A 12,400-nucleotide genomic window follows, 5' to 3' on the forward strand; every position below is an offset into this window, starting at 1 on the left:
TGTGACGTCCAGCCGGCGACCAACGTCCCGGAAGAGTGGGATTTTTTGCCCCAGCGGGTAAGCACCAACATAGGTGGCGCCCCTTAACTACAGCAACATTACCGTGAGCGCACTATGGAACCCGGAAACGCCCAGTTGTCGATGACTGTTCTGATGACCCCGGACATGGCCAACTTTTCAGGCAATGTGCACGGCGGCACCTTGCTCAAGTACCTCGACGAAGTCGCCTACGCCTGCGCCAGCCGCTATGCCGGCCGCTACGTGGTGACCCTGTCGGTGGACCAGGTGATCTTCCGCGAGCCGATTCACGTCGGCGAGCTGGTGACGTTCCTGGCGTCGGTGAACTACACCGGCAACACCTCCATGGAGGTGGGCATCAAGGTGGTCACCGAGAACATCCGTGAACGTTCCGTTCGGCACACCAACAGCTGCTTCTTCACCATGGTGGCCGTCGACGACCAGCGCAAGCCTGCCCAGGTGCCGCGCCTGGAGCCGCAGACCAGCGAAGAGAAACGTCGCTTCGTGCAGGCCCAGCAGCGCCGCCAGATCCGCCAGGAACTGGAAAAGCGCTACCAGGACATCAAGGACGACGGGCTTTAATACGCCAAACGCTGCGCCTCGAAGCGCAGCCGTGGGTGCACGATGCGGTCCTGGGCCCGCACCAGCTCGAGTTCGTAGCTGGCGCAGGCCTGGGTTTCCAGCAACACCTCATGCACGGCCGCAGCGGCGAACTCGAACGCCGCCACCTTGCTGTCGCCCAGCAGCAGGCGCGCCAGGAACAACCCCGACGTCAGGTCACCCACCCCTACCGGCTGGCGCGGGAAGGCCAGCAGTGGCCGGCGCAGGTGCCAGCTGCCTTCGGCAGTGACCAGCAGCATCTCGAACTCTTCGGCGGCCTTGCCGGGGTAGGCCAAGTGCTTGACCACCACGGCCTTGGGGCCGCGTTCCAACAGCGAGCGGGCCATGCTCACGCAATCTTCCAGCGACTGCGCCAGGCGGCCACAGAAGGTATTCAGCTCAAGCTGGTTAGGGCACACCAGGTCAGCCACGGCCACCGCTTCGTCGAGCAGGAACTCGCTGACCTCGGCAGGCACGATGCAGCCCTTCTCCGGGTGGCCCATGACCGGGTCACACAGGTACAAGGCGTTGGGGTTGGCTGCCTTGACCTTGCGCACCACTTCCAGGATCGCCCGGCCCTGGGCAGCGCTGCCCAGGTAGCCGCTGAGCACGGCATCACAGTTGCCCAGCTCACCAATCGTCGCAATCCCTTCCACCAGTGCCGGAATTTGCGCTGGCGCCAACACTTCTCCGGCCCACTGGCCATACTGAGTGTGATTGGAGAACTGCACGGTGTTCAGTGGCCATACGTTGACCCCCACGCGTTGCATGGGGAACACCGCGGCGCCGTTACCGGCATGGCCAAACACCACGTGCGACTGGATGGCGAGCAGGTGTGGAGTACGTTTCATGCAAATATCCCGCAGCGGTATCTGATTTTCGAGGGGCGCAGTATGGCGCCAAATACCGTCTGTACGACAGACCGACGTCGCAGTTAAGCTGGGCACACCTAGTTGGAGCATTCCTCGATGTTTACCCTCGGAAATCTGTTTGTGCTGATGGTGCTGGGCGCAGGCGCGGCCTGGCTGTGGCATAACCATGGCCTGCGCGAGCGGGCACTGGAACGGGTCAAACAGCATTGCGCCAAGCTGGACCTGGAATTGCTCGACGAGAACGTGGCCTTCAAGCGCTTCGGCTTCGTGCGCGATGCCAACGGCCGTCGCCGTTTTGCCCGTGTGTATAACTTTGAATTCACCGTGACCGGCGAGCAGCGTCACCCCGGCACCATCACCCAATTCGGCGGGCACGCGGTGCAGATCGAACTGGCGCCCTACCCGTTCGAGATCAAGACCCAGCCCACCGCCGAGGTCATCGAGATGGACCAGTGGCGGCAGGAGCACAAGCGCTGGCGGCCTTGAGCTGCCGGTAGCTGTGACGCGGCCTTGCGACCGCTGCTACAGGCATTCCTTCAGGCCTTGCTCCAAGGCCTGTTCATCCTGCGCATGATCGAAGATCAACTCCACGCGCGAATCCTTGCGCCACTCGCTGGCGCGCCATTCCGGCACATTTTTATCCACAGCGTTGAATGACAGCCACCCACGGTCGCTGTGCACAACTCCTTTCGCCCGCCGCCAGGCCATTGTGGATAACCACATATCCAGCTTCCGCGCATCGAACACCCGGTCCGGATGCCAGCGCCAGCCCATGCTCCAGCCCCCTTCGCCGTTATGCACAGCCCTGATGGGAACCTGCGGGTCTATCCACAGAAAAACCGGCTCCACAGCCGCTTTCGGCAGTTTATCCACAGCCCCTGGAAGCGCCTCGACTGTTCTCAATTCGCTAATGGGCAGGTATCCAGCCTCTGTAAAATATATTGGAATATCAATAAGTTGCGATTTTATCCACATTATTTTTTCCACAGCCAGCGCAGCTGACTTATTCACAACCACCAGCCCCATGCTGCCCAGCGCCTGCTGCTGGGCCTCCGGAAGAAGTTGTCCACAGGCCAGCGCCTGGCCGTCCAACACCATGATCGGTGGTTGCACGGCCAGCACCCCGCGCCATGGCGCCTCGCGCAGCTGCGCCAGCAGTTGCAGCGGATGGCCCAGGCCCGAGGGTTCGATGAACAGCCGGTGAGGCTTGGCCTTGCGCAGCAGCCGGGCAAGGCCCACCTGGAACGGCGCGCCATTGACGCAGCACAGGCAGCCTCCCGCCACCTCGCCCAGTGCGATACCATCGTCCGCGGTGCTCAACAACGCGGCGTCCAGGCCGACCTCGCCGAACTCGTTGATCAACACCGCCCAGCGCTCCCCTGCAGGGCGCTGTGCCATCAGCTGGCGTATCAGGCTGGTCTTGCCGGCACCCAGGGGCCCGGCGATGACGTGAGTAGGTATGTTCTCAAGCATCATTGGTTTTCTTGAATGGAGGTAGTGGATGCGTCTTTGGGGTGTGCTGGCGCTAAGCCTTGCCAGCAGTCAGGTCTGGGCCCAGGCCTGCGTGGTGCACAGCCATGCCGAACGGCTCGACGTGAAGGTATGCCAGCAGAACCGCAACATACCGGAAAAGATGTTTCACGATGGTTTCTGCGAGCCGAACCTGCCAGGGCAAAAGGTCGAGGTGCAGTTCGTCGACCAGTGCCCGGCAGGTGCGTTTGGCGTGTGCAGCGACGCCCATGTGGACAATATGCCCTATCGCCAGGATATCCACTATTACGGCGTGGCCAGCGACGCCGCCTACCTGGAACCGTTCTGCGAGCAGAAGAGCCAGGGCACCTGGCTCAAGCCCTGATCAGGCCGCGTCTTCGTGCCAGGGGCCGAAGGGGTCGGGCAGCTGTTCCCAGGCGCCAGCGCCCAGGGCCATTTCCGCTTCGCTGAGCAGGCACTGGTCCAGCTCGGCGTTCAGGCGGGCGAAGTCCACGCCCTGGCCAATGAACACCAACTCCTGGCGGCAGTCGCCGCTGTCAGCCTGCCAATGGGCCATGATCGATGCGGTGCTCTCGACGTCCTGGGGCCAGTGGGCCTTGGGCACGAAACGCCACCAGCGCCCGGCGAAGCCATGGCGCACCAGGCCGCCGGCCTGGGACCAGCTGCCAGCCTCCTGGGGTTTGCTGGCCAGCCAGAAGAAGCCCTTGGAGCGCAGCAGCTTGCCGTTCTGCCACGGGCTGTTGAGCCAGTCGTGGAAGCGCTGCGGGTGGAACGGCCGGCGCGCGCGGTAGGCCCCCGAGCTGATGCCATATTCATCACTCTCCGGCACGTGCTCGCCGCGCAGCTCTTTCAGCCAGCCCGGCGCCTGGCTGGCGCGCTCGAAGTCGAACAGCCCGGTGTCGAGGATCCGCTCCAGCGGCACCTGGCCCATCACCATGGGCAGGATCTGCGCCTGGGCATTGAGACGCTTGAGGATGGCCGTCAACTCATCACGGTCGGCGCTGCTGATCAGGTCGATCTTGCTGATGAGGATGACGTCGGCGAACTCCACCTGCTCGATCAACAGGTCGGTGATGGCCCGCTCGTCTTCCTCGCCCAGGGTCTCGCCGCGGCTGGCCAGGCTTTCGGCGGCCTCGTAGTCGCGCAGGAAATTCACCCCGTCCACGACCGTGACCATGGTGTCCAGGCGCGCCAGGTCGGCCAGGCTGCGGCCCTGTTCATCCCGAAAGGTAAAGGTCTCGGCCACCGGCATTGGTTCGGAGATGCCGGTGGACTCAATCAGCAGGTAATCGAAACGGCCCTCGTCGGCCAGGCGCGCCACTTCTTCCAGCAGGTCTTCGCGCAGGGTGCAGCAGATGCAGCCGTTGCTCATTTCCACCAGCTTTTCTTCGGCGCGGTTGAGGCTCACATCACGCTGCACCTCGGTGCCGTCGATGTTGATCTCGCTCATGTCGTTGACGATGACGGCCACGCGCAGGTTGTCGCGGTTGCGCAGCACGTGGTTGAGCAGGGTGCTCTTGCCCGCGCCCAGGAAGCCTGACAGCACGGTGACGGGAAGACGATGGGGCATGGTTAGATTCCTCAAGGCGCCTGGTCTTGTGGAATGAACTGCCAGGCTATCCTGCAATGTTATAGTATAACATTGCAGGATAGCCAATACCGATTGTCTCTTCAGACGACGCGCTGGGCGTTCTGCTCCTGTTTCCAGGCAATGAAGGAGTCGCTGGGTGGGTTTTTCTGGAAGTAGGTGTTGATGCCGGCGAACAGCCGGTCGGCTACAGCCTGCTGGTGGCGCGCGGTCACCAGGCGCTGGGCGTCGCTGGCGTTGGAGATGAAGCCGGTCTCCACCAGGATGGACGGCACGTCCGGTGACTTCAGCACCGCGAAGCCGGCCTGCTCCACGCGGTTTTGGTGCAGGGTGGTGATGTCGGCCAGGCTGCCCAGCACCGTGTGGCCCAGTTGCAGGCTGGCGGCGATGGTGGCGTTCATCGACATGTCGATGATCACGTTGGCCAGCATCGGGTCCTTGTCCTTGAGGTTGAGCAGGCTGGCGGCGCCGATCAGGTCCGCGCCGTTCTCGCGGTCGGCCATCATGCGTGCGGTGGCCGAGGTGGCACCGTTTTCGGACAGGGCGAATACCGAGGCACCCGACGCGGTCAGGCGCGGCGCCGCATCGGCGTGCACCGAGATGAACATGTCGGCGTTGCGCTGGCGCGCGAAGTCGACGCGTTTGCGCAGCGGCACATAGAAGTCGTCGTTGCGCACCAGGTGCACGGTGTAGCCGTTCTCGCGCTTGAGGCGGCGCGCCAGCAACTGGGCGATGGACAGCACCACGTCTTTCTCGCGCTCGCCCTTGCCGCCAATGGCACCTGGGTCCTTGCCACCGTGGCCAGGGTCGACCACCACCACGATGTCACGCTTGGGGTGCGGGCCACGGCTGGCCACTGCCTTCGGCGCCTCGACCGGCTCAGGCTCGGGTGCCGGTGCGCTGGCCAGCACCGCCGGCGCGGCAACATGGTTGCCCTGAATCAGGTCCAGCACCAGCCGGTGGCCCTGGCCCGCCTGCGGGCCCAACAGGAACGCGTTAGCCTGCATGGGCGCGTTGAGGTCAAAGACGATGCGGGTGTCGCCGTGGCCGAACGGCCCGGAACGAATGGCCCGCACGCTGGTGCCAGCCAGGTTCAAGTGGCCCAGATCGCCGCTGAGCTGGGCGCCGGCCACGTCGACGATGAGGCGGTCGGGGGCCTGCAAGGTAAAGGTCTTGAATTGCACCGGACCGCTCAAGTCGAACACTACGCGCAGCTTGTCGTTGCTGCGCCACAAGCGTGCGTCGCGCACCAGCGCCGCGGAGGCGCCAAGTGGCAGTGCCAGCGTCGTGCTGGCCAGGATGAAGGTGAGCAGTTGGCGTCTATGCATGGCGGATCTTCATCAAAGGAAGTTACAATTTTCGCATCGTTATAATATAACACGCGGAATGTCGCCCAAGATGAAATAGCGCAGGCACAGGGTCCGCATGGTGGCGACTCTAAACCGGGCTTGCATTGCAGATTATGAAATTTTCTACATCTGAGTGTTCCACGTGGAACGCTGTAGCAGCGGCCGCCAGGCCGCGTCCCAGGCGCCTCGGTTGGCAGCCCTGGCGCGGACGCAGCCTTCGGCAGCTGCTACGGGTCAGGGGCGGGGGTGGACGGTGCCGCAGTCGTTGCCCAGCCATACGGCGCGGGTTTCCATGCTGCCTTTCTGCTGGGTGCCGGTGGCGTTGAACGTGCCGCTGACCTTGGTCAGGAACTCACGCTGGCTGAGGAAGGTGGCCTGGCCACTGCCCTGGGCCTTGGGGCAGTTGAAGCGGAAGTCCCAGACGTTGCCATGGCGGGCGGTGATCTGCTGGGTGCAGCCCGACTGCGGGTCCTGCAGCGGGATGTTGTCGGACTGCACCTGTGCTTGGGTCAGGCAGCTGCGAATGCCCTTGCCGCCCACGCTGATGCCCTGCTTGGCCATGGCCTGCTCGACCATGGCTTTCTGTTCCGGCGCCAGCATCTGCATCTGCCCCAGCATCACGTTGAGGTCAGGCAAGGCGCTGCCGTCCACCTGCATGTTGCTGGTGGTCAGCTCCCACAAGCCTGGTTGAAGCATTTGCGCCTGCACGAGGGGCGCCGACAGACACAGGGCCAAAGCCACGGCCGGCAAACGAATCTTCATGGATAACTCCTGGGGTGGGCCACTCTTGGCTGGCTGATGATACTTGGATGCGGGTTTGCCGATTGCGTTGCATGCTGAATTATTTCGAGACAACCCGGGCTGAACGTGGTCTGTTAAGCACAACGCATTCGGGAGCATCGCTGCGCATGGATTATCACAGCCCCTGGTTTTTTGGCTACCTGTTTGGCCTGGTCCACCTGCTCGGCGTCATCGCCGCCATTCATGCGGTGTTCACCGTCCGCACCGCGCAGGGCTCGATCGCGTGGGCACTGTCACTGGTCTTCGTGCCCTATCTGACCCTGATCCCCTACCTGGTGTTTGGCCGCAGCACCTTCGACGCCTATATTGAAGCGCGCCGCCAGGCCAACCGGGAAATGCACAAGGCCATTGCCGACTTGGACTGGCGGCCCTGGGTGGAGGAAGCACTGACCGCGCGCAACTCCAGTTCCTACGCATCGCTGCGGGCCATGCCCAAGCTCGGACGCATGCCGTGCCTGGCCAACAACCAGGTCAGCCTGCTGGTCAACGGCAAGGCCACCTTCGAGGCCATCTTCGCCGCCATTCGCGAGGCGCGTGAAGTGGTGCTGGTGCAATTCTTCATCATCCACGACGACCAGATCGGCCGCGAGCTACAGGCGCTGTTGCTGGAGAAAGCCGCTCAGGGTGTGAAAGTGTATGTGCTGTACGACAGCGTCGGCAGCCACGCCCTGCCCCACGAATACAGCGACGTCCTGCGCAAGGGCGGCGTGAAGATCCGTGCGTTCGCCACCCGCAGTGGCTGGCTCAATCGCTTCCAGGTGAACTTCCGCAACCACCGCAAGATTGTCGTGGTGGATGGCGTGGTGGGGTTCATCGGTGGCCATAACGTCGGGGACGAGTACCTGGGCGGCAACCCCAAGCTGTCGCCGTGGCGCGATACCCACATCCGTATCACCGGCCCGGTGGTGGCTTGCCTGCAGGAGTCCTTCGCCGAAGACTGGTTCTGGGCCTCGCGCAAACTGCCACCTTTGATCCTGCCCGACACCTATGAAGACGGCGGCGTGCTGTGCCAGGTGCTGGCCAGCGGCCCCGCGGACCCACAGGAAACCTGCTCGCTGTTCTTCGTCGAAGCCATCCATGCCGCGACCGAGCGGGTGTGGATCACCAGCCCCTACTACATTCCCGACGAGGCGGTGTTCGCCGCCCTGCGCCTGGCGGTGCTGCGCGGGGTGGACGTGCGCATCCTGCTGCCGTCGCGCCCGGACCATAAGGTGGTGTACGCCGCCTCCAGCCTGTTCGCCTTCGAGGCAGTGCGCGCCGGTGTGCGCATGTTCCGCTACGGGCCAGGCTTCCTGCACCAGAAGGTGGTGCTGGTGGACAACGAGATCAGCGCCATCGGCAGTGCCAACATGGACAACCGCTCGTTCCGGCTGAATTTCGAAATCATGCTGCTGACGGTGGACAGCGCGTTCGCAGGCCAGGTGGCGGAGATGCTTGAGGCGGACTTTGCCCTGTCACGAGAGATCACCGTGGAAGACAGCCGCCATACGCACCAACTGCAGAAGCTGGGCATGCGCATCGCCAGGTTGATTTCACCCATCCTGTGATGCGCACGCCCAGGGGTCAGCGGTACAGATCCTCACGGGTCCATGGCAGGCCATGGGTACCATCGGAATAGGCTTTCACCGAGAGGATCTGGTGAATGTTGATCCAGCCACGGGCAAACGCATAAGAGCAGCCGGCCAGGTACAGGCGCCAGATGCGCAGTGCCTGTTCTGGCACCATGGCGGCCGCCTTGTCGAGATTGGCCTCCAGGCGCTTGCTCCAGAAGTCCAGCGTCTTGGCGTAGTGCAAGCGCAGGCTCTCCACGTCCACCACCTCGAAGCCAGCCTCGCTGATGCGCGCCGACATCATGGCCATGTGCGGCAGCTCGCCATGGGGGAACACGTAGCGCTCGATGAACTCCCCTGCCCCACGCCCGACCGGCCGGCCATCGGTGTGCTTGGCAGTGATGCCGTGGTTCATCACCAGGCCGCCTTCGCGCACGGCACCGAACAGACGCTCGCAGTAGACCTGCAGGTTGGCATGGCCGACGTGCTCGAACATGCCCACGCTGACCACCTTGTCGAAGCGGCCGTCCTGCGGCAGGTCGCGATAGTCCAGCAGCTGCAGCTCCACCAGGTGGTCGAGGCCCTCGGCCTTGACCCGCTCGCGCGCCAGCTTCAGCTGTTCCTTGCTCAGGGTAATGCCGAATACCTTGGCGCCGTACTCGCGTGCGGCATAGCGTGCCAGGCCGCCCCAGCCGCAGCCCACGTCCAGCAGATAGTCGCCGGCCTGCAGGCGCAGCTTGCGGCACAGGTGCTCGAACTTGGCGTGCTGGGCCTGCTCCAGGGTCTCGGTACCGGTCTGGAAATAAGCACAGGAATAGGCCATGTCCTCGTCCAGCCACAGCTGGTAGAACTCGTTGGACAGGTCGTAGTGGTAGGAGATGGCAGCGGCGTCGGTGTCCTTGTCGTGGACGGTGCGAATCGGCTGGTCGCCGTCATCGTCATCCACCAGGGCTTGGCTAAGCTCGTCACATACCCGGATTACCTCACCGATCGAACCTTCCATTTCCAGCTTGCCCTCGACGAAGGCAGTCCCCAGGAGATCAAGGCTCGGGTGAGTGAACTGAGTCACCAGCTGTGGGTCTTTCACCACGATAGTGACACTGGGCGCGGGGCCCAGGTTGAACTCATGACCATCCCAGAGTCTCAGGCGCAGCGGGAGCTGAAGATTCTGTAAGGCCGGTGGTAATTGCGCGAGCATGTGTTTAACCCCCCTAAGTCAGACTTCTCTGAAATTAGGGTAGTCCAGAATTTGGCGCTGTCATGGGGTTCACTACTATGGTCTTAGACCATGCTGCGGATTTTGGTAGGTTTTCTTACGTTACACTTTGTTTCGCGCCACCTGTAGCAACGGCCCCCAGACCGCGTCCCTGGCACCACAATTCGCGTGGCCTGGGGACGCGGCCTGGCGGCCGCTGCTACGGGGAATGCAGTTATTCCACGGTGACCGATTTCGCCAGGTTGCGTGGCTGGTCGACGTCGGTGCCTTTCAGCACGGCTACGTAGTACGACAGCAGCTGCAGCGGAATGGTGTAGAGAATCGGCGCCAGCGCATCGAGGATGTGCGGCATGGCGATCACGTGATTGCCAGGCCCGTCGCGGAACTCGGCCTGGGCGTCGGCGAAGACGATCAGCTCACCGCCGCGGGCGCGCACTTCCTGCAGGTTGGACTTGAGCTTCTCCAGCAGTTCGTTGTTCGGCGCCACTGTGACGATCGGCATGTCCTTGTCCACCAGCGCCAGCGGGCCGTGCTTCAGCTCGCCTGCCGGGTAGGCTTCGGCGTGGATGTAGGAGATTTCCTTGAGCTTGAGCGCGCCTTCCATCGCTACCGGGAACTGTGCGCCACGCCCCAGGAACAGCGTATGGTGTTTCTCGGCGAACAGCTGGGCAACCTTCTCCACCGTGCTGTCCATGGCCAGGGCTTCACCCAGGCGGGTTGGCAGGCGGCGCAATTCTTCTACCAGCTCGGCTTCGACGCCGGCTTCCAGGGTGCCACGCACCTGGCCCAGGGACAGGGTCAGCAGCATCAGCGCCACCAGCTGGGTGGTGAACGCCTTGGTGGAAGCCACACCGATTTCCGGGCCGGCCTGGGTCAGCAGGGTCAGGTCCGACTCGCGCACCAGCGAGCTGATGCCGACGTTGCAAATGGCCAGGCTGCCGAGGAAACCCAGCTCCTTGGCGTTGCGCAGCGCGGCCAGGGTGTCAGCCGTTTCACCGGACTGGGAGATGGACACGAACAGGGTGTCAGGCTGCACCACCACGCGGCGGTAGCGGAACTCGCTGGCCACTTCCACCTGGCAGGGAATGCCGGCCAGGCCTTCGATCCAGTAACGTGCAACCATGCCGGCGTGGTAGCTGGTGCCACAGGCGACGATCTGCACGTTGCGCACCTTGGCAAACAACTCGGCAGCTTGCGGGCCGAACGCTTGCACCAACACCTGCTCCTGGCCCAGGCGGCCTTCCAGGGTGCGTTGCACCACTTTAGGCTGCTCGTGAATTTCCTTGAGCATGAAGTGACGGAACTCGCCCTTGTCGGCGGCTTCGGCGCCTTCGTGGTACTGCACGGTGTCGCGCTGCACTGGCTGGCCATCGGCGTTCCAGATGCGCACGGCTTCGCGAGTGATCTCGGCGATATCGCCCTCTTCCAGGTACATGAAGCGGTCGGTGACCTGGCGCAGGGCCAGTTGGTCGGACGCCAGGAAGTTTTCCCCCAGGCCCAGGCCGATGACCAGCGGGCTGCCGCTGCGCGCAGCTACCAGGCGGTCAGGCTGTTTCAGGCTGATGGCGGCCAGGCCATAGGCACCGTGCAGTTCCTTCACCGTGGCCTTGAGGGCATCGGTCAGGTCCGGCAGGGTCTTGAGGTAGTGGTGCAGCAGGTGCGCGATCACCTCGGTGTCGGTGTCCGAGCTGAACACATAGCCCATGCCTTTGAGGCGGTCGCGCAGCGCCTCGTGGTTTTCGATGATGCCGTTGTGCACCACCGCCACGTCGTCGCTGGAGAAATGCGGGTGGGCGTTGCGCTCACTGGGCGCGCCGTGGGTGGCCCAACGGGTGTGGGCAATGCCCAACTGGCCGGCCAGCGGGTCGGCGGCCAGCGCGGCTTCAAGCTCGGCGACCTTGCCCACGCGGCGGCGGCGCTGCAGCGAACCGGTGTTGGTGTACAGCGCCACGCCGGCACTGTCGTAGCCACGGTACTCCAGGCGCTTCAGGCCTTCGAGCAGGATGGCGGTGATATTACGCTCGGCGATGGCGCCAACGATTCCACACATGGGTTGTTCTCCTAGCTTGCGGCGGCGCAGATGAGGTTGATACCGCGGGCCTGAATCTGTTCGCGTGCCGCAACGGGCAGGCGATCATCGGTAATAAGGGTATGGACGCTGCTCCACGGCAGCTCCAGGTTGGGGATCTTGCGGCCGACCTTATCGGACTCCACCATCACGATCACTTCACGCGCCACGTCCGCCATCACCCGGCTCAAGCCGAGCAGTTCATTGAAGGTGGTGGTGCCACGTTCCAGGTCAATGCCGTCGGCGCCGATGAACAGCTGGTCGAAATCGTAGGAACGCAGCACCTGCTCGGCGACCTGGCCCTGGAAGGATTCCGAGTGCGGGTCCCAGGTGCCGCCGGTCATCAACAGCACCGGCTCGTGCTCCAGTTCGCTGAGGGCGTTGGCCACGTGCAATGAGTTGGTCATCACCACCAGGCCGGGCTGGTGGCCAAGCTCGGGGATCATGGCGGCGGTGGTGCTGCCGCTGTCGATGATGATGCGCGCATGCTCGCGAATCTTGTCCACAGCCGCACGGGCGATGGCCTGCTTGTGGATAGAAACGCTTTGGGCGCTCTCGGTCATCATTTCCTGCGGCACCGGCACCGCCCCGCCATAGCGGCGCAGCAGCAGCCCATTGGTTTCCAGGGCGGCCAGGTCCTTGCGAATGGTGACTTCGGAAGTTTCGAAGCGACGGGCCAAGGCGTCGACGCTCACCTCGCCCTGTTCATTGAGCAAGGCAAGAATGTTGTGGCGGCGCTGGGGCGTGTTGCGTTTCGACATGGTGGCTTTTAAGTTTCGATTCGAAAGATAACGGAAGCAATCAAAACCTATCGGCCGGTTTTCGTCAAGTGAACAGTGGTTCAGGC

The 12,400-nt window shown here is 63.4% G+C and carries 12 protein-coding genes; 4 read left to right on the forward strand and 8 right to left on the reverse strand.

Annotation, left to right across the window (positions count from 1 at the left end; translation table 11 throughout):
* Positions 1-114 precede the first annotated feature (114 nt).
* Positions 115-600 (forward strand): acyl-CoA thioesterase, encoded by a 486-nt coding sequence (locus tag RAM80_RS16865; RefSeq protein ID WP_416421628.1) that lies wholly within the window; start codon positions 115-117, stop codon positions 598-600.
* Here RAM80_RS16865 and pdxY read toward each other — a convergent pair.
* Positions 597-1,469 carry a pyridoxal kinase PdxY gene (gene pdxY / locus RAM80_RS16870; RefSeq protein ID WP_416421629.1) on the reverse strand — a complete coding sequence of 291 codons (873 nt, stop codon included), beginning with the start codon at positions 1,467-1,469 and terminating at the stop codon, positions 597-599. The two genes, RAM80_RS16865 and pdxY, sit on opposite strands and share 4 nt — an antisense overlap.
* Positions 1,470-1,586: 117 nt before the next feature.
* Between pdxY and RAM80_RS16875 the strand changes: the two genes are divergently transcribed.
* A complete protein-coding gene (locus RAM80_RS16875) occupies positions 1,587-1,976 on the forward strand; it encodes a DUF3301 domain-containing protein (protein WP_416421630.1) in 390 nt (129 codons plus the stop codon).
* Between the two features lie 36 nt (positions 1,977-2,012).
* Here RAM80_RS16875 and RAM80_RS16880 read toward each other — a convergent pair whose 3' ends face one another.
* Entirely contained in the window at positions 2,013-2,963 is a 951-nt protein-coding gene (locus tag RAM80_RS16880; protein WP_416427505.1) for a CobW family GTP-binding protein, read from the reverse strand.
* A gap of 28 nt (positions 2,964-2,991) precedes the next feature.
* Between RAM80_RS16880 and RAM80_RS16885 the strand changes: the two genes are divergently transcribed.
* Complete coding sequence (locus tag RAM80_RS16885; protein ID WP_416421631.1) at positions 2,992-3,345, forward strand: NADH:ubiquinone oxidoreductase; 354 nt, start codon at positions 2,992-2,994, stop codon at positions 3,343-3,345.
* Here the strand turns inward: RAM80_RS16885 and zigA are convergent, their stop codons facing one another.
* The 3 genes from zigA to RAM80_RS16900 form a co-directional block, all read right to left on the reverse strand.
* On the reverse strand, positions 3,346-4,551 hold the full coding sequence (zigA, locus tag RAM80_RS16890) for a zinc metallochaperone GTPase ZigA (protein ID WP_416421632.1): 1,206 nt from the start codon (positions 4,549-4,551) through the stop codon (positions 3,346-3,348).
* A 101-nt stretch (positions 4,552-4,652) separates the two neighbouring features.
* A complete protein-coding gene (locus RAM80_RS16895; RefSeq protein WP_416421633.1) occupies positions 4,653-5,897 on the reverse strand; it encodes an N-acetylmuramoyl-L-alanine amidase in 1,245 nt (414 codons plus the stop codon).
* Between the two features lie 255 nt (positions 5,898-6,152).
* Positions 6,153-6,680, reverse strand: coding sequence for a DUF3617 domain-containing protein (locus tag RAM80_RS16900; protein WP_416421634.1), 528 nt, complete (start codon positions 6,678-6,680; stop codon positions 6,153-6,155).
* A gap of 146 nt (positions 6,681-6,826) precedes the next feature.
* On the opposite strand from RAM80_RS16900, the gene cls reads away from it, so the two are divergent.
* Positions 6,827-8,266: a cardiolipin synthase gene (gene cls / locus RAM80_RS16905; RefSeq protein ID WP_416421635.1), complete on the forward strand. Its 1,440-nt coding sequence runs from the start codon at positions 6,827-6,829 to the stop codon at positions 8,264-8,266.
* A 16-nt stretch (positions 8,267-8,282) separates the two neighbouring features.
* Here cls and cfaB read toward each other — a convergent pair whose 3' ends face one another.
* The 3 genes from cfaB to RAM80_RS16920 form a co-directional block, all read right to left on the reverse strand.
* Positions 8,283-9,467 (reverse strand): C17 cyclopropane fatty acid synthase CfaB, encoded by a 1,185-nt coding sequence (gene cfaB / locus RAM80_RS16910; RefSeq protein WP_416421636.1) that lies wholly within the window; start codon positions 9,465-9,467, stop codon positions 8,283-8,285.
* Between the two features lie 232 nt (positions 9,468-9,699).
* A complete protein-coding gene (glmS, locus tag RAM80_RS16915; RefSeq protein ID WP_416421637.1) occupies positions 9,700-11,535 on the reverse strand; it encodes a glutamine--fructose-6-phosphate transaminase (isomerizing) in 1,836 nt (611 codons plus the stop codon).
* A gap of 11 nt (positions 11,536-11,546) precedes the next feature.
* A complete protein-coding gene (locus tag RAM80_RS16920) occupies positions 11,547-12,314 on the reverse strand; it encodes a DeoR/GlpR family DNA-binding transcription regulator (protein ID WP_416421638.1) in 768 nt (255 codons plus the stop codon).
* Positions 12,315-12,400: the final 86 nt, after the last annotated feature.

It is taken from the genome of Pseudomonas sp. App30 (assembly GCF_047947025.1).
GTDB lineage: Bacteria > Pseudomonadota > Gammaproteobacteria > Pseudomonadales > Pseudomonadaceae > Aquipseudomonas.